We start from the raw sequence: 19,647 nt of genomic DNA on the forward strand, positions 1-19,647 counted from the left end.
TTATATGAGGTTTGAATGAGAATACTCATCGTGGTGATGATGGCGCTGCTGCTCAGCGGGTGCGGCAGCATTATCAGCCGTACCATTCCCGGTCAGGGCCATGGCAACCAGTATTATCCCGGCGTACAATGGGACGTTCGCGACTCCGCATGGCGCTATGTCACGATCCTCGACCTGCCGTTCTCGCTGGTGTTCGACACGCTATTGCTGCCTATCGACGCGCAGCACGGTCCTTATGAATAAGGTCGGTTAACGCTCGTCCCACTCGTCCGCTGCGGTTTGCCCCTCTTCGGTATCCAGCGGCGGCTCAAGCTGAAACTCACCCTCATCCCATTCGTGAAGGGTGTTTTCCTCCAGCCACTCCTGTCGCAACTCAATTTCCTCATAATCACCGTCGAAAACGGCCTGAGCCGCCTGGCCGCTCAGCACCGGCAGACACTCACCGTCTTCACCTTCGTCCGCAAAGAATTCGGCCTGCCACATGATATCGCCATCCTGCAGGACATATTTTTGAATATTGAGTTGCTGAATGTCCGCATCTTCCTCCTCGATATTGGTGTTATCGGCGAGAAACTCTTCACGAGCGGCATCAATGGCTTCTTCCAGCGTGGCATACATGGTCATCGGTATCTCCCTGTGATTCGCAGTGGTGTTCAGGGAAAGAATAGCTGATTCTCCGATTTTGCAAGTATGAATGCGCCAATAAGTTATCAGGAGGAGGCATTAAGCGCGGGCTGCGACGCGCGGGCCAGGCTCCACCACGAGTAAATCGCGTTGAACAGCACGACGCTTGCGGTAACGATAAACACGGCGCGGAAGCCAAAGCTCGCGGAAATCCCGGCCCCGACCAGCGGCCCCGTGACGTTGCCAATGTCGCGGAAAGACTGGTTGTAGCTGAATATCCGCCCGGCAATCTGGTTCGTCGAATTGTAGACCAGCAGCGTTTGCACCGCCGGAAGCAGCGCTCCGTCAGCAGCGCCGAGTAAAAAGCGCAGCACGCCGAGCTGCCACGGCGTTTGCACGAACGACATGGGGATCAACAGCACAACTGAGATCACAAGAGCGGCAATCAGGATCTTCTCCGGCCCAATGCGATCCCCCAGTTTACCGAGACGCGGGGCGCTCAGTAGGGCAGCGACGCCGGGCACGGAAGCAATCATGCCGCTGATAAAGGCGATATTGCTGACGTTACCGGCCAGCTCGCGGACGTACAGCGTCAGAATCGGGGCGATAGAACCTGTCGCCACCTGGATAATCATCGTCGTCACAAACAGGCTCAGCACCAGTTTCGGATTTTTTAGCGAGCCGATGACATCGCGTGCATGCAGCATCTCTCTTTTTGGCACCGGGGTGAATTTTTCGCGGATACAGAACGCGGTCAGCAGGAAGCAGGCGAAAAGCACGCTGGCGGTGATGAAGAACACCGGGCGCAGCCCGTAGGTATCGGCCATTAGCCCCCCGGCGAGGGGACCTAGCAGTGCGCCGCTGACGCCGCCGGTCGATAACGTCCCGAGCGCCCAGCCGCTTTTATGACGCGGAATTTGCGTGGCGATCAGGGCGTTGGCGTTGGGGACAAACCCGCCCAGCAGCCCAAGCAGCGCGCGTAAAATCAGAAACTGCCAGATGTTCTGCGCCAGCCCCATAAGCACCATGATGATCGCCATACCGAGCGCGGAGCGCAGGAGCATGATTTTGCGGCCTTTTCGGTCGGCAAGCCCGCCCCAGAAAGGGGACGCAATGGCGGAGAACAGAAACGTAATGCTGAACACCAGGCCAGACCACATATTCAGGGCGCTATGCCCCGTGACGCCGAGTTGCTCGACATACAGCGGCAGAAAAGGCATCACCAGGCTAAATCCGGCACCGGTCAGAAAACAGCCGAGCCAGGCAACCACGAGGTTACGTTTCCAGTTTATGGGGACATCTGAGGGTGACATAGCAATCCGTAACGCGAGAAGAGAAGGTAGTAAGCCTGCTAATTATGCGCCTGGGTGATGATTGCTGCAATGCGAAGGGCTTTTAAAGCTAAAAGGGATGCGGCCTCGGAGGCCGCATTGAGATCAGTAGCGCGACGGCATACCTTCCGGGCGAGTCTTAAAGCGGCGGTGCAGCCACATATATTGCTCCGGGGCGAGCATGATGCACTTCTCGACCACGCCGTTCATCCAGCGGGCGGTCGTTTCGGCATCATCCAGCGGCGGAGCGCATTCCGGCTCCAGCATCATCAGCTCGTAGCCTTTCCCGTCCGGTTTGCGGCGCGGTACAAAAGGCACAATCGCCGCTTTTGACATGCGCGCCAGCATCCAGGTGCCGGTGGTGGTCGCGGTCTCCTGAACGGCGAAGAAAGGGACAAACACGCTGGATTGCTTCCCGTAATCGTGGTCTGGCGCGTACCAGATCACTTCCCCATTTTTCAGGGCGCGGATCATGCCTTTCAGGTCTTTACGGTCAATCATGCTCTTATTGGAGCGCATACGGCCCCAGGTTTGCAGCAGATCGATCACCGGATTATCGTTCGGGCGATAGACACCGATGCCGGGAGCCTGCATGCCAAACATCCGCGCGCCGATTTCGAGCGTGAGAAAGTGGATGCCGATCAGCAGCACGCCGGTTTTTTGCGCCTGCAGCGTATGCACCGGTTCCATCCCGGTTCCGGTGACGTCATACCAGCGCGCCATGCGCTTATCAGGCCAGAACCAGGCCATTCCGGTCTCCATCAGGCCCATGCCGACGGATTCGAAATTTTTCCTGACCATACGCTCGCGCTCTTGCGCGCCCATCTCAGGAAAACTGAGTTCCAGATTGCGACTCGCGATCTTAACGCGACGTTTCATGAAACGCTGAGCAATGTGGCCGAGACCGCAACCGATGCGATAAATCATCGGGTAGGGCAGTTGTACCAGCAACCATAAAAGGCCGACGCCGGCCCAGGTTGGCCAGTAACGTGGGTGAAGCAGCGCCGCAGAAAATTGGGGTAATCGGGTCATGTCTTTCCTGTCTTTTTCGTCCTTATGCCGTCATTCTCGCATTTTTTAAAACCATAACCAAAACGAATGGGCGCCGAATGAGCGCTTTTGCAGCAATTGTTGCTACATTATTTTTTGGATGAGAGAAATGTAGCGCAAAATGTGGGGATGTAAATTCTCATTGTATGCTATATGATGCCGCCGATTTTCTTTCTCTTAACGATTGCAGGAACCGTACACCATGCCAGTGTTACACAACCGCATTTCGAATGAGACCCTGAAAGCACGCATGCTGGCGGAAACCGAAGCGCGTGTAACTATCTCATTCTATAAATATTTTACTATCTCAGAGCCGCAGGAAACCCGCGACGCACTCTACAAGGCTTTCGAAGCACTGAATGTCTTTGGCCGCGTTTACCTGGCTCATGAAGGCATCAACGCCCAGATCAGCGTGCCAGAAAGTAAAGTGAGCGCCTTCCGCGATGTGCTTTACGGTTTTGATCCCGCGCTCGACAACCTGCGCCTGAACGTGGCCCTCGACGATGACGGGAAATCCTTCTGGGTGCTGCGCATGAAAGTGCGTGAACGCATCGTGGCAGACGGTATCGACGACCCAACGTTTAACGCGGCTGACGTCGGCGAATACCTGAAAGCGGCGGAAGTGAACGCCATGCTCGACGATCCCGACGCCGTGTTTATCGATATGCGTAACCACTACGAATATGAAGTGGGCCATTTCGAAAACGCGCTTGAGATCCCGGCGGATACCTTCCGCGAGCAGCTGCCGAAAGCCGTGGAGATGATGCAGGAGCACAAAGATAAAAAAATTGTGATGTACTGCACCGGGGGCATTCGCTGCGAAAAAGCCAGCGCTTTCATGAAGCACAGCGGTTTCAATAAGGTCTGGCACATTGAAGGCGGGATTATCGAATACGCTCGTCGCGCGCGTGAGCAGGGCTTACCGGTGCGCTTTATCGGCAAGAACTTCGTCTTTGACGAGCGCATGGGCGAGCGTATTTCCGAAGACGTGATTGCGCACTGTCATCAGTGCGGTACGCCGTGCGATACCCACACCAACTGCAAAAACGACGGCTGTCATCTGCTGTTTATCCAGTGTCCGGCGTGTGCGGAGAAGTTCCGCGGCTGCTGTAGCGAACTCTGTAGTGAAGAGAGCGTTCTGCCGGAAGAAGAGCAGCGTCGCCGTCGCGCGGGGCGTGAAAACGGCAACAAGATCTTCAACAAATCACGCGGTCGACTGAATACCAAACTGGGTATTCCTGACCCGGAGTGAAAAAGTTATCCCGGCGCGCAATGCGGCCGGGATTTTTTTACTTCTGCTGGACGCCTTCCACGGAAATAATCAGATCCACTTCCTGCGACGCCGGGCCTAAATCGGTGGTGATGTTAAAATCTTTCAGACGGATTTTCCCTTCAGCTTCGAAGCCTGCGCGTTTGCCGCCCCACGGATCATCACCCTGACCAATGAGTTTCGCATCCAGCGTCACCGGTTTGGTCACGCCATTCAGGGTCAGGTTGCCGGTAATATCCAGCCCGTCGCCATCCTTTTTCACTTCCGTTGAGGTAAAGGTCGCCTGCGGGAATTTCGCCACATTCAGGAATTCCGCGCTGCGCAGATGTTTATCGCGCTCGGCGTGGTTGGTGTCCAGGCTGTTGGTGTTGATGGTCACATTCACTTTGTCCGCTGCGGGATTTTTTTCGTCAAAGGTGAAGGTGCCGTCGAAATCTTTAAAGGTGCCGTACAGCCAGCTGTAACCCAGGTGCTGAATACGGAAATTAACGAAGGCGTGCTGGCCCTCTTTATCAATTTTATAGTCAGCGGCGACGGCAGAGCCGGTGGCAAATACCAGCGAACCTAACGCGATACCCAGCAGGTGTTTTTTCATTTTTATGCTCCAGAGTCAACAGACGATCGGCCAAGCATCCGCTTGAGCGTGGCGTCCTTATCGATGAAATGATGTTTAAGGGCCGCAAGGCCATGAAGGACAGAGATGATCACCACGCCCCAGGCAAGCCACAGATGCACCTGGCCCGCCAGATCGGCCTGCGAACCGGCATCCGCGAGCGTGGCCGGAACCTCAAAGAGGCCAAAGACGCTGATCGGTTTGCCATCGGCGGTGGAAATCAGATAGCCGCTGATCAAAATGGCAAACAGCAGGACATACAGGATGATATGAGCAGCGGCGGCACCGATACGCGTCAGTTTGCTGTAGCTTTTCAGCGCCGGGGGAGGTGGAGAGAGGTGTCGCCAGAGGATACGGACGACCAGCGCCATTATCAGCAGAATACCTATGCTTTTGTGCAGTTCAGGCGCCTGATGATACCAGCCGTCGTAATAGCTCAGCGTCACCATCCACAAACCTAAGCCGAACATGCCATAAACCGCGAGAGCAATTAACCAGTGCAAACTCATGGATATTATTCCATAGCGTGCAGAAGAATTACGCAGTTGCATAATGATGACCATCCCTAATTAATTTGAAGGGTAAAAATGGCCTGTGAAAACGTTTATTGCAACTGATATTTAAGCATTAGGAATATTCATTTTTCTATTTCAATATTTTTGATTGTGTAATGCGGTTTTGCTTCAATTCATTCGTGGGTAAGTCGCTGTTTCGAGTGGGAAAGGGCAATGCGGAAGATATGTTGCAATCAAATTATTTGCTGCAAAATTAAGGTAATATAAAGTATTGTCAATTATCGTCAGCATCTCTTTTCAGAAAAATACAATATAAATAACATCGATGATAGCCAGTAAGGACCATAACAAAATATAGAGCATGAAATGTTCGCGAATATTGTTAACCAGATAATCGAAGATCCTGCGCATCATTTTTGTTACCGAGAGTAGAAAGAGAAAGGCTCCGAAAGTCGGAGCCTGAAGAGAGGATTATCCGCCAAAACGCGAGAGAGAGAAGGGCGTCAGATCAAACTGCGGGGTCATTCCCTGCCCGAACTGCGCTGCGATCTCACCCAGCACCGAGGCGAATTTAAACCCGTGGCCGCTCAGCCCGGTGATCAGCAGCGTATTGCTGTGTCCCGGCAGCGTATCGATGATGAAATCCTCATTCGGGGTGTTGTCGTAGGTGCAGGCGGCGCCGTAGAGCAGTCCACCGACGCCCGGCAGCACGTTGCGCAGGAAGTTAAACGCCTCGGAGCCGTCGCCCGGCAGATCGCCGAAGGGTTTACGCTCCTGCGGCGAGGAGATCACCTGGCCACCGTTATGCTTGCCGATTTTGAGGGCGTCTTTCTCGGACGGGAAGCCGTAGAACTGATCGCCGTTCGGCAGTTCACCGGTAAAGGCCGGGAATTTGTTCTGCGTACTGAAACGGCCATCGGCCTGGAACCAGGAGAAGACCTTACGCACAGGCTGAACCGGCAGGTTGGGAAGTAATTTTGTCACCCAGGTTCCGGCGCTCACCAGCAGACGGCTTGCCGTGTAAGGGCCTTCCGGCGTGTCGACGGTTACGCCGTCGTCGTGATGATGAATGGCCGTCACCGGGCAGTTAAAGAGCTGCGCGCAGCCAGCCTGTTCTGCCAGGGAGACCCAGGTTTTGATCGCCGTTTCGCAGTGCAGCACGCCGGACCTGGATTCAAACAGCCCGATGTAATCTTCTGGTACCGTGATTTCCGGCCAGCGTTTCATTACGGCCGCGGCATCGAGGCGCTCAACGTCCAGATTGAATTCGCGCGCGCTGTGCTCGACGTTCGCCAGAAATTCCGAATGCGCCGGGCCGAGATTCACCACACCCGTGCGCTCAAAAATCTTCTCTTCACTCAGGGCCGATAATTCATCCCAGAGCTGCTGTGCTCTGAGCACCAGCGGGACGTAACGCTCGCCTTCGCCATAGGCGTGGCGGATGAGACGGGTATCGCCGTGGTGACTCCCCTCAGCGTGTGGAGGAAGGTGGGCATCGATCATCAGGACGTTCAGGCCAGCTTGGGTGGCGTAATAACCCGCAGCAGAACCGACCGAGCCGCTGCCTAAAATAATCAAGTCGTATTTCATGAGAATCTCTTAAACCAGGACTTAAGTTTGCAGAGTAATTAAGATGAAAGGCTTATTCAAGGGAGAAATAAATGAGGCACCGTTAAGGTGCCTGTTGAGTGAATGTAGGGCATAAATTTAATGCCGACGATACTCATTTTCCTGGTAGTCGCCAGACTCTATTTTGGCAATGCCTGCCTCTAAAATAGAAATAAACTGGCGTGCAACATCGGTGGTCAGCCACAGTGTCTGACCAACTTCCGCTTCTTCACGGCTAGGCTGATTCGGGGTCTGGTAGTGCAAACGCAGCATCAGTGCATCGTAGCTGTCTACGGTACTGATATCCCATCCGACAAGAGGATGGGTCTGGATGACTTCATTATTCTTTTCCATCATAACCCCCGTAATACGTGTTAGAAGACAACGACTGTGAGGTTCAATGCGTGTTTTTCTGAAGCAACTTCAGTATATCAATAAATAAGGGATATGCAGGGGAAAATAAACAGGTAGCAACACATTTTTCTGCTTTTTAGGATTGTTTGAACAATAAAACGCCATCTTATTCACGTTTTTTTAAGAAGATACGCAATTAATTTGAACTTATTTTAAAAGCATAAAAAAAGCCGGGGCGACCCGGCAAAAAAAGACAATGAGGGAGAAATAATTATTCGGTGATAAACCAGTCGTCGGCGCTTTCCCAGGTTTCCTGCAGGATTTCGCTGATGCGATCTTTATCATCTTTCGCCCCGCCGAGAACGGAGAGATTGTTGGCAGTGGCGTAACGCACGGTGACGTTCCCGTTTTGATCGGGGAAGGTCTCGTTAATGCGACGGGAGAGTTCTCCGGCCAGCGCATCCAGCGCGCCAGCAGGCAAAGCGGTGGTTTTGGCGATAGTGACTTCAATACGCATAATGGCCCCCTGTGTAATATACTGTGTATTTATACAGGCATCATGTCGAACTTACAACAGGGGGCGACAAAAAATTACTGTTTAACCGTCCAGTTAACGGTTTCACCGGCCAGGAACGGGATCAGGGTGTCGTCCGTCAGGGCGATAGCATCGACGACCTGGCTCTCTTTGCGCTCCAGTTCGATAAAGCTTTCATTCACCGGCAGACCGTAGAAGCGTGGGCCATTGAGTGAGCAGAAGGCTTCGAAGTGCTCCAGCGCACCCATCTCTTCAAATACCGTGGCGTAGCTGGCGAGCGCGGTTGGGGCGTTGAAACAGCCTGCGCAGCCGCAGCTGGCCTCTTTGCGGTGACGCGCATGTGGTGCCGAGTCGGTCCCGAGGAAGGCGCGGGTAAAGCCGCTGGCCACCAGTTCACGCAGCGCCTGCTGGTGGATATTGCGCTTGAGGATCGGCAGGCAGTACAGGTGAGGGCGCACGCCGCCGACCAGCATGTGGTTGCGGTTGAACATCAGATGCTGGGGGGTAATGGTCGCGGCGAGCAGTTCGTTGCCGTCGCGTACGTACTCTGCGGCATCTTTAGTGGTGATGTGCTCGAACACCACTTTCAGCCCCTGCAGACGCTGGCGCAGCGGCTCCATGACGGTCTCAATGAAACGCGCTTCGCGGTCAAAAATATCAATGTCCGGGTGTGTCACTTCGCCGTGGATCAGCAGCGGCATACCCAGTTTTTCCATGCGTTCCAGCACCGGCATAATCACATCGGTGCTGGTGACGCCGTGGCTGGAGTTGGTGGTGGCGTTGGCCGGATAGAGTTTGGCGGCGGTAAACACGCCTTCGTTAAAGCCGCGTTCGACCTCGTTCGGATCGAGGGAGTCGGTCAGATAGCAGGTCATCAGCGGAGTAAAATCATGGCCTGCCGGAACGGCGTCGAGAATGCGCTGACGATAGGCAATCGCGGCATCCACGGTGGTGACTGGCGGAACCAGGTTAGGCATGACAATCGCGCGGCCATAGATTTCGCTGGTGTAAGGGACAACGGTTTTCAGCATATCGCCATCGCGCAGATGGATATGCCAGTCGTCAGGGCGGCGGATTTTCAGAACCTGGGGATGTGCAGTCATTGATATGCTCCGGCTTATCAGGAATCAGTCATAAGGATGGCTGTTTTTGCCGGACACAAATCATAGGCGGAAACGTTTTCGTTTGCACTCATTTCCGTTAAATAGGTGTGTAAAAAAGGGTGCCAGTGGCGCCCTCAGGGTTAATCCGTAAATGGAATAATAATTTCACCCGGTTTCACTTCGATACCCTTGGCATATTTCTTCGCCAGGGCCTCGCCTTTGCTTCGGTCTTCGCTCAGCACATATGCCGGCTGCTGGTTGAAATAGTTCCGCAGGGACTGGTTCAGATACGGCATCAGCGTTTGCAGCACCGGTTTCATTTTCTCCGGCGTCACTTCCGCGTCGACGATCTCCATCTCCTGCAGGTAGATCGCGCCTTTCTCTTTGTTGAACACCGGCAGCGCTTTCAGCTTCAGTTTGATGTTCGCTTTCTGGCTACCGAACAGGGAGTTCATATCCAGTTTGGCATCGCCGGAGAGGGTGACTTTGTTCGGCTCCTCGCGGCCAATCTGGCTGACGAGGTGGTTCAGTACGATATGGGCATCGGCAACGCCGGGCACGCCGATATCCTTCGAAAAGTTATTGTGTTTTTCCAGCGCCTGGTTGATTTCCTGCTCACTGACGCTGTAGTGCGTAAGCTGGTTACAACCGACCAGCAGGCCGCTGACAACGAACGCAGCAGCAATAACGATCTTTTTCATGGGGTTCCTCAACATGATGTCGGCGCTTCTGTCCTGACGCCTCAGTATGTCAGGGGGGTATACCAGTTACCAGCAGAAAAACCTGATAATCAGGGGGGGAAGAGTCCCATTCGCCCGAAATGTCTCTTTATGCGCCCGGCTCCAGCATCCCGCTGGTGCTGCGTTTCGGGCTGAACTGCCACCACAGGGCGATGAGGGTGATAAAGCCCACCACGCCGAGCATCATCCACGGCAGTTCAGGCTGATTCAGCGCTTTGCCCGCATCAAACAACCAGCCGCCACCGGCGTATCCCAGCGCGCCACCAAAGGCCAGACCCAGACGACTAAAGCCCATATAGCTGCCGCGAGCGCGCGGATCGGCAAGCCCGGCACTGAGGGTTTCCCGCGCCGGTTCAGCGATGATCGACCCAATATAGAAGGTGCAGATCAGGATGAAGAGCTGCTGCAGGGTGCCGACTAATCCGATCGGCATCATGCTCAGGGTCATCAGCAGCAGGCCCGCCATCAGACGATGTTCCAGACGAAAACGTTTTTCGCTCCAGCGCGCGATAGGGTAGAGCAGCGTCAGCGACAGACAGGCTTCAATGGCGTACATCCATTTGACGGCCGCAGGCGATCCCGCGATGTCGTTAACCATAATCGGCAGCATCAGCATGACCTGCACCGCCAGCATGTAATACCCGGTCAGCGTCAGGACGTAGGTGACGAAGCGTTTATCGGCCAGCACGCGACCCAGACCTTCGCGGACGGGGGCTTTCACCGTCGAGAGTTTCCAGGCCGGCAGCAGCCAGGCGTTAAACCCGGCGCACAGAATAAACAGGACCGCGCCGGTAGCGCACACCAGGCGGAAGTCGTATTGCAGCAGCCAGCTGCCGAGCAGCGCGCCGACGACCGCCCCAGCGCTGTCCTGCATCATCAGCAGGGAGAAAAAACGACCGCGATGCTGCGGGCGAATCAGTTTGACGACCAGCGCGGTGCGCGGCGGGTCAAACAGCGTGCCGCCAATCCCGGAGAGGAAGCAGGAGAACCACAGAAGCCACGGGTCGTGCGCAATGCCCATGGTGGCAAAGCCTGCCGCGCGCAGCAGCATGCCGGTGACAATCATCGGTTTTGCGCCAAAGCGGTCGGCAATCGCCCCACCAAACACGCCCAGCCCCTGCTGAACAAACTGACGCAACCCTAACGCAATGCCGACCATTAATGCCGCCCAGCCCATTTGATCGACAAAGCGAATGGAGATCAGGGGGAACACGACAAAAAAGCCGAGCACGACCAGCATGTTATCGACCAACAGGAAATATTTACCCAGGCTCCGGGCCTGTGATACGCGGGACATCTTCCCTCCAGAGGGGAAATACACATCACCTTTCGGGCTGCCCAAAAGGGAGCCTGAAGGCTTAGGTGTATATAAAGGTGAGCACGCTAATATTCTGCGGGGTTAGCGTCTGTTTTCCCACCCATCCAGCGACAATATTTTTTTATCAAAAGAGTGGTTTGATTCAGCTTTTTAATCGAATTTTGTGAATTCTGTGAAAAAGGGTATGTCACTGTTTTCACAGAAAGCACCGGCGCAGGTATAGTAAAGCTAACAGCTAGAGCAGAAGTGACGGGAAGGAGTGGTATCGATGTTTGGCTATCGCAGTAATGTGCCAAAAGTGCGCCTGACAACAGACAGACTGGTCGTTCGTCTGGTGCATGAGCGTGATGCCTGGCGTCTGGCGGATTATTACGCCGAGAATCGCCAGTTTTTAAAGCCCTGGGAACCCGTTCGGGATGAAAGCCACTGCTATCCCTCTGGCTGGCAGGCTCGCCTGGGGATGATTGCCGAATTTCATAAACAGGGCAGCGCCTATTATTTCGCGCTGCTGGACCCGGAAGAGAAAGAGATTATCGGCATCGCCAATTTCTCGAATGTTGTGCGCGGCTCATTCCACGCCTGTTATCTCGGCTACTCCATCGGCCAGAAATGGCAGGGGCAGGGGCTGATGTTCGAAGCCCTCACCAGCGCGATACGCTATATGCAGCGCTCCCAGCACATCCATCGCATCATGGCCAACTACATGCCCCACAATCAGCGCAGCGGCGATCTGCTGGCGCGTCTGGGGTTTGAGAAAGAAGGCTACGCGAAAGATTATCTGTTGATCGACGGCGAGTGGCGTGACCACGTGCTGACGGCGTTAACCACCAAAGAATGGACCGCAGGTCGCTAAGGAGCTCTCTCATGAAATATCAGTTAACGGCCACAGAAGCGCGCGTGATTGGCTGCCTGCTGGAAAAGCAGGTCACCACGCCAGAGCAATATCCTCTGTCAGTGAATGCTGTAACCCTCGCCTGCAACCAGAAAACTAACCGCGAGCCGGTGCTCAACCTGAGTGAACATGAAGTTCAGGAGCATCTGGACGCGCTGGTCAAACGTCACTATCTGCGCACCGTCAGCGGGTTTGGCAACCGCGTCACCAAGTATGAACAGCGTTTTTGCAATTCCGAATTTGGCGATCTGAAACTGAGCAGCGCCGAAGTGGCGGTGATCACCACGCTGCTGCTGCGCGGGCCGCAAACGCCGGGCGAATTACGTTCCCGCGCCGCCAGAATGCATGAGTTCAGCGATATGCAGGAGGTGGAGCAGACGCTGGAAAACCTCGCCGCGCGCGAAGATGGTCCGTTCGTCCTGCGCCTGGCGCGCGAGCCGGGCAAGCGCGAAAGCCGCTATATGCACCTCTTTAGCGGCGACGTGGAAACGCTGATTAATGTCGTTGAAGCGGTCTCTCCCGCCGAGGATGAAACTCTCGCGGCGCGCGTTGAAGCCCTGGAAAACGAAGTGGCGGAGCTCAAGCAACGACTGGATTCTCTGCTGGCCCATTTAGGAGACTAACGGTGAGTAAATTACGCATTGGCGTGGTCGGTCTGGGCGGGATCGCGCAAAAGGCCTGGCTGCCGGTTCTCGGCGCGGCGACCGACTGGACGCTGCAGGGCGCATGGTCGCCAACGCGCGAAAAAGCGCAGCGGATCTGCGACACCTGGCGCATTCCGTATGCCGCCTCTATGGTCGATCTGGCGCGCGACTGCGACGCGGTATTTGTTCACACCTCGACTGCAACGCACTATCAGGTGGTGAGCGAACTGCTCAACGCGGGTGTTCACGTCTGCGTCGACAAACCGCTGGCGGAAAACGTGCCGGACGCCGAGCGTCTGATTGAGCTGGCGGCGCGTAAAAATCTGACTCTGATGGTCGGGTTCAACCGTCGCTTTGCGCCTTTGTATCAGGATCTCAAAGCCCAGCTCGGCGCGGCGGCGTCGCTGCGCATGGACAAGCACCGCACCGACAGCATTGGGCCAAACGATCTGCGTTTTACCCTGCTGGACGATTATCTCCACGTGGTGGATACCGCCCTGTGGTTGACCAATGGCAACGCGCAGCTGAAAAGCGGGACCCTGCAAACCAACGATCAGGGTGAGATGGTTTATGCCGAGCATCACTTTGCGTTTGAGCATCTGCAGGTAACGACCAGCATGCATCGTCGTGCGGGCAGCCAGCGCGAGTCCGTGCAGGCCGTGACCGATGGCGCACTGATTGATGTCACCGATATGCGCGAATGGCGTGAGGAAAAAGGCAGCGGGGTGGTGACACGTCCAGTCCCTGGCTGGCAGAGCACGCTCGAGCAGCGCGGCTTTGCGGGTTGTGCGCGTCACTTCATCGAGTGCGTACAAAATCAGACGGTTCCTGAAACCGCGGGCGAACAGGCGATCCTGGCCCAGCGCATCGTGGACAAGCTCTGGCGCGAGGCGATGAGCGAATAAAAACAGTTTAATCCCTGTAACATCTGCGGATAGTAATTCGCTTAAATACGGGTAGACTAAGCGCACTTTTCACGCCTGCTATGCAGGCGTTTTGCCGTGTGGTTGTGGAAATTCACGTTAATGAACTTATTAAAATCGCTGGCAGCCGTCAGCTCGATGACCATGTTTTCTCGCGTGCTCGGTTTTGCGCGCGACGCGATTGTGGCCAGGGTTTTTGGCGCCGGGATGGCAACGGACGCCTTCTTCGTGGCGTTCAAACTCCCTAATTTGCTGCGCCGTATTTTCGCCGAAGGGGCGTTCTCGCAGGCGTTTGTGCCGATCCTGGCCGAGTACAAAAGCAAGCAGGGCGAAGACGCGACCCGCGTGTTTGTCTCTTACGTCGCGGGCCTGCTGACGCTGGCCCTGGCGGTCGTCACCGTCATTGGGATGCTGGCTGCGCCCTGGGTGATCATGGTGACCGCACCGGGCTTTGCCAATACGGCGGAAAAATTCACCCTGACGACGCAGCTGCTGCGCATCACCTTTCCTTATATTCTGCTGATCTCCCTGGCCTCGCTGGTGGGGGCGATCCTCAACACCTGGAACCGCTTCTCCGTTCCGGCGTTTGCCCCGACGTTTTTAAACGTCAGCATGATCGGCTTTGCTCTGTTTGCCGCACCGCACTTTAATCCTCCGGTGCTGGCTCTGGCGTGGGCGGTGACCGTCGGCGGCGTGCTGCAGCTGGCGTACCAGCTTCCGCATTTGAAAAAGATTGGCATGCTGGTCCTGCCGCGCATTAACTTCCGCGATGCGGGGGCGATGCGCGTCATCAAACAGATGGGCCCGGCCATTCTCGGCGTGTCCGTCAGCCAGATCTCGCTGATCATCAACACCATTTTCGCGTCGTTCCTGGTTTCTGGCTCCGTGTCGTGGATGTACTACGCCGACCGTCTGATGGAGTTCCCGTCCGGCGTGCTGGGCGTGGCGCTGGGGACGATTCTCCTGCCGTCGCTGTCGCGCAGCTTCGCCAGCGGCAATCACGATGAATACTGCCGCCTGATGGACTGGGGCCTGCGCCTGTGCTTCCTGCTGGCGCTGCCAAGCGCCGTGGCGCTGGGGATTCTGGCGAAACCCTTAACCGTGTCCTTATTCCAGTACGGCAAATTCAGCGCCTTTGATGCCCTGATGACCCAGCGCGCGCTGGTGGCCTATTCGGTCGGCCTGATGGGGCTGATTGTGGTGAAAGTACTGGCACCGGGTTTCTATTCCCGTCAGGACATCAAAACGCCGGTCAAAATTGCGATAGTCACCCTGGTGATGACCCAACTGATGAACCTTGCGTTTATTGGCCCGCTGAAACACGCCGGTCTGTCCCTGTCGATTGGTCTCGGGGCGTGTCTAAATGCCGGGCTGCTGTACTGGCAGCTGCGTAAGCAGAAGATCTTTACGCCGCAGCCGGGCTGGATGAGTTTCCTGATTCGCCTGCTGATTGCGGTCGTGGTGATGGCGGCGGCGCTGGTGGGCATGATGTACGTTATGCCGGAATGGTCGCTCGGCACCATGCCGTATCGTCTGCTGCGCCTGATGGCGGTGGTGGTGGTGGGGATTGTGGCTTACTTTGCGACACTCGCCGTGCTGGGCTTTAAGGTGAAAGAGTTCGCTCGCCGCACGGCATAAACGACTAAAGGGGAGTCACCTGCTGGTGCTCCCCGTTTCCCGCTTAATCGCTCGGGCGATTAAATCGAAATCTTCTTCCCACCACCGCGCGAGCTGGATGTCTGGCCATTTGCGCCATACAGTCCCGGCTCCTGATGAGGTTTCAACACCTCAAGCGCCTGCTGGTTACGTTCAAGCTGCCCTTCTAACAGCCAGCCGTTATGCTGGTTGAGATCGCGCAGGTGCTGCGTTTTTTCCGTGATGGTCTGCCAGCGCTCAACGATATCGTCGTTGGCGCTGCGTCGCGGGTCTTGCTCCGCACGACGTTGCTTCTCCAGATAATCCAGAGTCGCCAGCAGCGAGCTTTTATCTTCAGTAATGCGCTGCAGGGCGCTGCCACTGACGTAGCCTGCGGATAACTGCTGCTGCTCGGCATCCATCACCGTCTTCAGATCGTTCAGGACTACCGTCATTTGATCCAATATTTCTGACAGTCGACTCATACGGTTATTTACTCTGAAGGAAGTTCTGCGTGTCCTGAATCAGCGCATCAGCAATTTTGCTGGTGTCCATTTTCAGTTCGCCGTTACGAATCGCGGTTTTCAGCGCTTCGACGCGTTCCATGTTGATATCGTTAGTCCCCGGCTGCATCAGTTTGGACTGCGCATCACTTAAGGTGACGCTGGTGCTGTTGGCCGTGGACGATTTTTCCAGACGCGCTTTAAGGGCTGGCGCGTCGGTCGTTTCGCGAGGTTGTACAGTGCTAACCGGCTTCAGGGGCGATGTACGATCAATGCTCATAGTGTTGTCCTCATAGAGGTTCGCGGCGTGGGCGCCTGACATCATCATTTGTTGAATATTTATCGGCAGCCGCCGTGAAATCTTTAAAAAGATTATAGGTTAATCAGAATAATCCCATCATTTCCGACGGTTCCGTTCACCACCTGACCTGAAGACATCCTTACTCGGGCGCTTTGGGCGACCGCAGCGTTGTTCAACGCCTGGCCTTCACCATTAATACTAAAGCCATCTCCGTTTGCTACCACCATCACGCGCTGCCCGGCTTTAATGCGCCATGCCTGGCGCAGCATCGACAGCTGAATGGCCTGACCTGGCGCGACATCGCGCAGGCTGACCGCGTCCTGTGCCTGATTAATATCAAGCATCGTTCGCGGTGGAAGCTCATCCAGACGGCCCCGTTTTAAGGCCACGTTAGCGGGCTGTAAAACGCTGCCGCGGGAGATCGGCTGAGCGGCGACAACATAATTGCCGGTCGCCTGAACCACCACCTGTAAAAAACGTTTTTCGTTATTACAGCGTGCCTGCACGTTCACGTTGCCCCACAGCTTCGCGCTGCCGCTGACGCTGAACGAAGGCTGGTCACAGGAGGGAAGAAGATTAGGCTGCGTCTTCACCGTGACCGTCACGTCATCGCTCACCCCGGCCAGCTTCTCGGCAAAAAATGCGCTCAACTGGGCGTTAAGATCCGCCGCCTGTGACAGGGGGCTTAACAGCAGTAGGGTTGCGGCAAGGCCACTTTTAAACGTCAGCATCTCAAATTCCCGCGGTTCCTGGATTTAACACAATTCTACCCTTTAGGGTTTCCTATCAACGCAACAAATAGCGACGCATTTTGCGTTTATTCCGTCGATAAAGCGGACGGGTTGAGATTTAAGCTACATGCTGAAATTTCGCCATCAGCGGAGGAGACATGCTCGATAAACTCGACGCCGCGTTACGTTTTCAACAGGAAGCGCTCAATCTGCGCGCCCAGAGGCAGGAAGTCCTGGCCTCTAACATCGCGAATGCGGATACCCCAGGGTATCAGGCGCGCGATATGGATTTTTCCAGTGAGCTTAAAAAAGTGATGGATCGCGGACGGGCGGAAGGGACGGGTGTTTCCCTTGCGCTGACGTCTTCACGCCATATTCCCGCTCAGGCAATGACTGCGCCTTCTACGGATTTACTTTACCGAATTCCCGACCAGCCATCCCTGGACGGTAACACCGTCGATATGGACCGGGAGCGCACCCAGTTTGCCGATAACAGCCTGAAATATCAGGTGGGATTGACCGTTCTCGGCGGACAGATCAACAGCATGAAGACCGTCCTGCAGGGGGGCAACTAATTTATGGCCTTACTGAACATTTTTGATATCGCGGGTTCAGCACTGACCGCGCAGTCCCAGCGTCTGAACGTGGCCGCCAGTAACATGGCGAACGCCGACAGCGTGACCGGACCCGACGGTCAGCCCTATCGCGCCAAACAGGTCGTGTTTCAGGTCAATGCTGCGCCGGGCGCGGCAACCGGCGGCGTGAAAGTGGCGGATGTGGTTGAGAGCCAGGCGCCGGACAAACTGGTGTTCGAGCCAGGCAATCCGCTGGCGGACGCCAACGGCTACGTCAAGATGCCCAACGTCGACGTGGTCGGCGAAATGGTGAACACCATGTCAGCGTCGCGCAGCTACCAGGCGAACGTTGAGGTGCTCAATACCGTGAAGAGCATGATGCTCAAAACGCTTACTCTCGGTCAGTAAAGGAAACGCCCATGTCCATCACCGTCAATATGAATGACCCGACCACATCTGGTGTCACCGGCGCGAGTAGTTCCGCCGGCTCCAGCTCGGTAACCGGGAATAACGCTGCCGATTTACAGAGCAGCTTTTTGACGTTACTGGTTGCGCAGTTGAAAAACCAGGATCCGACCAACCCGATGCAGAACAACGAACTGACCACGCAGCTTGCGCAGATCAGTACCGTGAGCGGCATCGAAAAACTTAACACTACGCTGGGTTCTGTCTCAGGCCAGATCGACAACAGCCAGTCTTTGCAGGCTGCGAGCTTGATCGGTCATGGCGTGATGATCCCTGGGACCACCATTCTGGCTGGGACCAGCGGCGCCGAGGGAAGCAGCACCACCACAACCACGCCATTTGGCGTTGAGTTGCAACAGCCGGCCGATACTGTCACTGCCACCATCACCAACAAAGACGGTGTGGTTGTACGCACTATCGACATTGGTGATCTGAAAGCGGGCGTCCATACCTTTACCTGGGATGGCAGCCTGACTGACGGGACCATGGCACCTAACGGTTCTTACAAAGTGGCGATTTCTGCCAGCAACGGGTCGACTCAGCTGGTGGCTCAGCCACTGCAGTTCGCTCTGGTGCAGGGTGTGACTCGTGGCTCTGATGGCAACAAACTGGATTTGGGTACTTCTGGCACCACCACACTCGACGAAGTTCGACAGATTATTTAAGACTTAACATTATCAGGAGTAAGTCATGGCCTTTTCTCAAGCGGTCAGCGGCCTGAATGCTGCGGCCACCAACCTGGACGTCATTGGCAACAACATTGCCAACTCCGCGACCTATGGTTTTAAATCAGGTTCAGCCTCTTTCGCAGACATGTTTGCCGGCTCTAAAGTGGGTCTGGGTGTTAAAGTTGCGGGCATCACCCAGGACTTTACCGACGGTACCACCACTAACACTGGCCGCGGGCTGGATGTGGCGATCAGCCAGAACGGTTTCTTCCGTATGGTCGACCAAAACGGCTCTGTGTTTTACAGCCGTAACGGCCAGTTCAAGCTGGACGAAAACCGTAACCTGGTCAACATGCAGGGTTTGCAGCTGACCGGTTATCCGGTTGCAGGGACGCCACCAACAGTTCAGACCGGTGCGAACCCGCAGGGGATCTCCATTCCGACTACGCTGATGGCGGCAAAGTCCACCACCAACGCGTCTCAGCAGATCAACCTGAACTCCACGGATGCCGTGCCGTCCGTGTCCCCGTTTGATGCGACCAACCCGGATTCCTACAACAAAAAAGGGACCATCACTGTCTTTGACAGCCAGGGTAATGCGCACAACATGAACCTGTTTTACGTCAAAGACACTGCCGCGAACAGCTGGAAGGTCTATTCCCAGGATGGCAGCGTAGCAGGTAGCCCTGTCGCAACGGCCACCACGCTGACCTTTGACGCCAACGGTGTTCTGACCGGCGGTGGCAAAGTTAACGTCACGACGGCGACCATGCCTGGTGCGACACCGGCGACCTTTGCACTGGACTTTGCGAACTCCATGCAGCAGAACACCGGCGCGAACAACATCGTGGCAACCAACCAGAACGGCTACAAGCCGGGCGACCTGGTGAGCTATCAGATCAACGATGACGGCACCGTTGTGGGTAACTACTCCAACGAACAGACTCAGGTTCTGGGCCAGATCGTGCTGGCGAACTTCGCCAACAACGAAGGTCTGAAATCTGAAGGTGACAACGTCTGGTCTTCCACCCAGTCCTCTGGCGTGGCGCTGCTCGGTACGGCGGGTTCCGGTAACTTCGGTACCCTGACCAACGGCGCGCTGGAAGCCTCCAACGTCGACCTGAGTAAAGAGCTGGTGAACATGATCGTCGCGCAACGTAACTACCAGTCGAACGCGCAGACCATCAAAACCCAGGATCAGATCCTCAACACGCTGGTCAACCTGCGTTAATCGTCTAACGGGATGATG

25 protein-coding genes are annotated in these 19,647 nt (G+C 55.5%); 10 read left to right on the plus strand and 15 right to left on the minus strand.

What is annotated here, in order from left to right; translation table 11 throughout:
* Window positions 1-15: 15 nt before the first annotated feature.
* The gene (locus tag QQF33_RS24935; protein ID WP_285150786.1) at window positions 16-243 is read left to right on the plus strand and encodes a YceK/YidQ family lipoprotein; all 228 of its coding nucleotides are present in this window, start codon (window positions 16-18) and stop codon (window positions 241-243) included.
* Between the two features lie 6 nt (window positions 244-249).
* Here QQF33_RS24935 and QQF33_RS24940 read toward each other — a convergent pair whose 3' ends face one another.
* The 3 genes from QQF33_RS24940 to QQF33_RS24950 form a co-directional block, all read right to left on the minus strand.
* Complete coding sequence (locus QQF33_RS24940) at window positions 250-624, minus strand: MysB family protein (RefSeq protein WP_285145843.1); 375 nt, start codon at window positions 622-624, stop codon at window positions 250-252.
* Between the two features lie 86 nt (window positions 625-710).
* Window positions 711-1,937 (minus strand): multidrug efflux MFS transporter MdtG, encoded by a 1,227-nt coding sequence (mdtG, locus tag QQF33_RS24945; RefSeq protein WP_282494882.1) that lies wholly within the window; start codon window positions 1,935-1,937, stop codon window positions 711-713.
* Window positions 1,938-2,060: 123 nt separating this feature from the next.
* Window positions 2,061-2,987 carry a Kdo(2)-lipid IV(A) acyltransferase gene (locus QQF33_RS24950; protein ID WP_285158801.1) on the minus strand — a complete coding sequence of 309 codons (927 nt, stop codon included), beginning with the start codon at window positions 2,985-2,987 and terminating at the stop codon, window positions 2,061-2,063.
* Window positions 2,988-3,207: 220 nt separating this feature from the next.
* Here QQF33_RS24950 and trhO point away from each other — a divergent pair, with 220 nt between their 5' ends.
* Window positions 3,208-4,257, plus strand: coding sequence for an oxygen-dependent tRNA uridine(34) hydroxylase TrhO (gene trhO, locus QQF33_RS24955; protein ID WP_282494884.1), 1,050 nt, complete (start codon window positions 3,208-3,210; stop codon window positions 4,255-4,257).
* A gap of 37 nt (window positions 4,258-4,294) precedes the next feature.
* Here trhO and QQF33_RS24960 read toward each other — a convergent pair whose 3' ends face one another.
* The 9 genes from QQF33_RS24960 to mdtH form a co-directional block, all read right to left on the minus strand.
* On the minus strand, window positions 4,295-4,870 hold the full coding sequence (locus tag QQF33_RS24960) for a YceI family protein (RefSeq protein ID WP_282494885.1): 576 nt from the start codon (window positions 4,868-4,870) through the stop codon (window positions 4,295-4,297).
* A gap of 2 nt (window positions 4,871-4,872) precedes the next feature.
* Window positions 4,873-5,439 (minus strand): cytochrome b, encoded by a 567-nt coding sequence (locus QQF33_RS24965; RefSeq protein WP_285158802.1) that lies wholly within the window; start codon window positions 5,437-5,439, stop codon window positions 4,873-4,875.
* A gap of 261 nt (window positions 5,440-5,700) precedes the next feature.
* Complete coding sequence (locus tag QQF33_RS24970) at window positions 5,701-5,814, minus strand: YceO family protein (RefSeq protein ID WP_282495016.1); 114 nt, start codon at window positions 5,812-5,814, stop codon at window positions 5,701-5,703.
* 60 nt (window positions 5,815-5,874) lie between these two features.
* Window positions 5,875-6,993 (minus strand): N-methyl-L-tryptophan oxidase, encoded by a 1,119-nt coding sequence (gene solA, locus QQF33_RS24975; protein WP_285158803.1) that lies wholly within the window; start codon window positions 6,991-6,993, stop codon window positions 5,875-5,877.
* A gap of 117 nt (window positions 6,994-7,110) precedes the next feature.
* Window positions 7,111-7,365: a biofilm formation regulator BssS gene (bssS, locus tag QQF33_RS24980; RefSeq protein WP_095281565.1), complete on the minus strand. Its 255-nt coding sequence runs from the start codon at window positions 7,363-7,365 to the stop codon at window positions 7,111-7,113.
* Window positions 7,366-7,636: 271 nt separating this feature from the next.
* Window positions 7,637-7,882, minus strand: coding sequence for a DNA damage-inducible protein I (dinI, locus tag QQF33_RS24985; protein ID WP_285150779.1), 246 nt, complete (start codon window positions 7,880-7,882; stop codon window positions 7,637-7,639).
* Window positions 7,883-7,956: 74 nt separating this feature from the next.
* Window positions 7,957-9,003 (minus strand): dihydroorotase, encoded by a 1,047-nt coding sequence (gene pyrC / locus QQF33_RS24990; RefSeq protein WP_285158804.1) that lies wholly within the window; start codon window positions 9,001-9,003, stop codon window positions 7,957-7,959.
* A 140-nt stretch (window positions 9,004-9,143) separates the two neighbouring features.
* Window positions 9,144-9,704, minus strand: a complete 561-nt coding sequence (locus tag QQF33_RS24995) for a lipoprotein (protein ID WP_282494890.1) — start codon at window positions 9,702-9,704, stop codon at window positions 9,144-9,146.
* A 127-nt stretch (window positions 9,705-9,831) separates the two neighbouring features.
* Complete coding sequence (mdtH, locus tag QQF33_RS25000; RefSeq protein ID WP_282494891.1) at window positions 9,832-11,040, minus strand: multidrug efflux MFS transporter MdtH; 1,209 nt, start codon at window positions 11,038-11,040, stop codon at window positions 9,832-9,834.
* A 289-nt stretch (window positions 11,041-11,329) separates the two neighbouring features.
* Here mdtH and rimJ point away from each other — a divergent pair, with 289 nt between their 5' ends.
* The 4 genes from rimJ (at window position 11,330) to murJ (ending at window position 15,158) form a co-directional block, all read left to right on the plus strand.
* Window positions 11,330-11,914 (plus strand): ribosomal protein S5-alanine N-acetyltransferase, encoded by a 585-nt coding sequence (gene rimJ / locus QQF33_RS25005; RefSeq protein WP_282494892.1) that lies wholly within the window; start codon window positions 11,330-11,332, stop codon window positions 11,912-11,914.
* A gap of 11 nt (window positions 11,915-11,925) precedes the next feature.
* Window positions 11,926-12,576, plus strand: a complete 651-nt coding sequence (locus QQF33_RS25010; protein WP_285145849.1) for a YceH family protein — start codon at window positions 11,926-11,928, stop codon at window positions 12,574-12,576.
* 2 nt (window positions 12,577-12,578) lie between these two features.
* The gene (locus QQF33_RS25015; RefSeq protein ID WP_285150778.1) at window positions 12,579-13,502 is read left to right on the plus strand and encodes a Gfo/Idh/MocA family protein; all 924 of its coding nucleotides are present in this window, start codon (window positions 12,579-12,581) and stop codon (window positions 13,500-13,502) included.
* 120 nt (window positions 13,503-13,622) lie between these two features.
* On the plus strand, window positions 13,623-15,158 hold the full coding sequence (gene murJ, locus QQF33_RS25020; RefSeq protein ID WP_282494895.1) for a murein biosynthesis integral membrane protein MurJ: 1,536 nt from the start codon (window positions 13,623-13,625) through the stop codon (window positions 15,156-15,158).
* A gap of 59 nt (window positions 15,159-15,217) precedes the next feature.
* Here murJ and flgN read toward each other — a convergent pair whose 3' ends face one another.
* The 3 genes from flgN to flgA form a co-directional block, all read right to left on the minus strand.
* Complete coding sequence (gene flgN / locus QQF33_RS25025) at window positions 15,218-15,640, minus strand: flagella biosynthesis chaperone FlgN (protein ID WP_282494896.1); 423 nt, start codon at window positions 15,638-15,640, stop codon at window positions 15,218-15,220.
* A gap of 4 nt (window positions 15,641-15,644) precedes the next feature.
* Window positions 15,645-15,938: a flagellar biosynthesis anti-sigma factor FlgM gene (flgM, locus tag QQF33_RS25030; protein WP_282494897.1), complete on the minus strand. Its 294-nt coding sequence runs from the start codon at window positions 15,936-15,938 to the stop codon at window positions 15,645-15,647.
* Window positions 15,939-16,030: 92 nt separating this feature from the next.
* Complete coding sequence (flgA, locus tag QQF33_RS25035; RefSeq protein WP_282494898.1) at window positions 16,031-16,690, minus strand: flagellar basal body P-ring formation chaperone FlgA; 660 nt, start codon at window positions 16,688-16,690, stop codon at window positions 16,031-16,033.
* Window positions 16,691-16,848: 158 nt separating this feature from the next.
* Between flgA and flgB the strand changes: the two genes are divergently transcribed.
* The 4 genes from flgB to flgE are packed head-to-tail and all read left to right on the plus strand — an operon-like array spanning window position 16,849 to window position 19,629.
* Window positions 16,849-17,265, plus strand: a complete 417-nt coding sequence (flgB, locus tag QQF33_RS25040; RefSeq protein ID WP_282494899.1) for a flagellar basal body rod protein FlgB — start codon at window positions 16,849-16,851, stop codon at window positions 17,263-17,265.
* A 3-nt stretch (window positions 17,266-17,268) separates the two neighbouring features.
* A complete protein-coding gene (gene flgC, locus QQF33_RS25045) occupies window positions 17,269-17,673 on the plus strand; it encodes a flagellar basal body rod protein FlgC (RefSeq protein ID WP_282494900.1) in 405 nt (134 codons plus the stop codon).
* A gap of 11 nt (window positions 17,674-17,684) precedes the next feature.
* The gene (gene flgD, locus QQF33_RS25050; protein ID WP_285158805.1) at window positions 17,685-18,395 is read left to right on the plus strand and encodes a flagellar hook assembly protein FlgD; all 711 of its coding nucleotides are present in this window, start codon (window positions 17,685-17,687) and stop codon (window positions 18,393-18,395) included.
* A gap of 25 nt (window positions 18,396-18,420) precedes the next feature.
* Window positions 18,421-19,629 (plus strand): flagellar hook protein FlgE, encoded by a 1,209-nt coding sequence (gene flgE, locus QQF33_RS25055; protein WP_285150777.1) that lies wholly within the window; start codon window positions 18,421-18,423, stop codon window positions 19,627-19,629.
* Window positions 19,630-19,647 lie beyond the last annotated feature (18 nt).

Origin of the sequence: Lelliottia wanjuensis, assembly GCF_030238365.1 — a bacterium.
In the GTDB taxonomy this organism is placed as follows: Bacteria; Pseudomonadota; Gammaproteobacteria; order Enterobacterales; family Enterobacteriaceae; genus Enterobacter; species Enterobacter wanjuensis.

Coding starts and splice junctions, on each gene's coding strand:
- QQF33_RS24935 (WP_285150786.1), top strand. CDS start 16: ATGAGAATACTCATCGTGGTGATGATGGCGCTGCTGCTCAGCGGGTGC.
- QQF33_RS24940 (WP_285145843.1), bottom strand. CDS start 624: ATGACCATGTATGCCACGCTGGAAGAAGCCATTGATGCCGCTCGTGAA.
- mdtG (WP_282494882.1), bottom strand. CDS start 1,937: ATGTCACCCTCAGATGTCCCCATAAACTGGAAACGTAACCTCGTGGTT.
- QQF33_RS24950 (WP_285158801.1), bottom strand. CDS start 2,987: ATGACCCGATTACCCCAATTTTCTGCGGCGCTGCTTCACCCACGTTAC.
- trhO (WP_282494884.1), top strand. CDS start 3,208: ATGCCAGTGTTACACAACCGCATTTCGAATGAGACCCTGAAAGCACGC.
- QQF33_RS24960 (WP_282494885.1), bottom strand. CDS start 4,870: ATGAAAAAACACCTGCTGGGTATCGCGTTAGGTTCGCTGGTATTTGCC.
- QQF33_RS24965 (WP_285158802.1), bottom strand. CDS start 5,439: ATGCAACTGCGTAATTCTTCTGCACGCTATGGAATAATATCCATGAGT.
- QQF33_RS24970 (WP_282495016.1), bottom strand. CDS start 5,814: ATGCGCAGGATCTTCGATTATCTGGTTAACAATATTCGCGAACATTTC.
- solA (WP_285158803.1), bottom strand. CDS start 6,993: ATGAAATACGACTTGATTATTTTAGGCAGCGGCTCGGTCGGTTCTGCT.
- bssS (WP_095281565.1), bottom strand. CDS start 7,365: ATGGAAAAGAATAATGAAGTCATCCAGACCCATCCTCTTGTCGGATGG.
- dinI (WP_285150779.1), bottom strand. CDS start 7,882: ATGCGTATTGAAGTCACTATCGCCAAAACCACCGCTTTGCCTGCTGGC.
- pyrC (WP_285158804.1), bottom strand. CDS start 9,003: ATGACTGCACATCCCCAGGTTCTGAAAATCCGCCGCCCTGACGACTGG.
- QQF33_RS24995 (WP_282494890.1), bottom strand. CDS start 9,704: ATGAAAAAGATCGTTATTGCTGCTGCGTTCGTTGTCAGCGGCCTGCTG.
- mdtH (WP_282494891.1), bottom strand. CDS start 11,040: ATGTCCCGCGTATCACAGGCCCGGAGCCTGGGTAAATATTTCCTGTTG.
- rimJ (WP_282494892.1), top strand. CDS start 11,330: ATGTTTGGCTATCGCAGTAATGTGCCAAAAGTGCGCCTGACAACAGAC.
- QQF33_RS25010 (WP_285145849.1), top strand. CDS start 11,926: ATGAAATATCAGTTAACGGCCACAGAAGCGCGCGTGATTGGCTGCCTG.
- murJ (WP_282494895.1), top strand. CDS start 13,623: ATGAACTTATTAAAATCGCTGGCAGCCGTCAGCTCGATGACCATGTTT.
- flgN (WP_282494896.1), bottom strand. CDS start 15,640: ATGAGTCGACTGTCAGAAATATTGGATCAAATGACGGTAGTCCTGAAC.
- flgM (WP_282494897.1), bottom strand. CDS start 15,938: ATGAGCATTGATCGTACATCGCCCCTGAAGCCGGTTAGCACTGTACAA.
- flgA (WP_282494898.1), bottom strand. CDS start 16,690: ATGCTGACGTTTAAAAGTGGCCTTGCCGCAACCCTACTGCTGTTAAGC.
- flgB (WP_282494899.1), top strand. CDS start 16,849: ATGCTCGATAAACTCGACGCCGCGTTACGTTTTCAACAGGAAGCGCTC.
- flgC (WP_282494900.1), top strand. CDS start 17,269: ATGGCCTTACTGAACATTTTTGATATCGCGGGTTCAGCACTGACCGCG.
- flgD (WP_285158805.1), top strand. CDS start 17,685: ATGTCCATCACCGTCAATATGAATGACCCGACCACATCTGGTGTCACC.
- flgE (WP_285150777.1), top strand. CDS start 18,421: ATGGCCTTTTCTCAAGCGGTCAGCGGCCTGAATGCTGCGGCCACCAAC.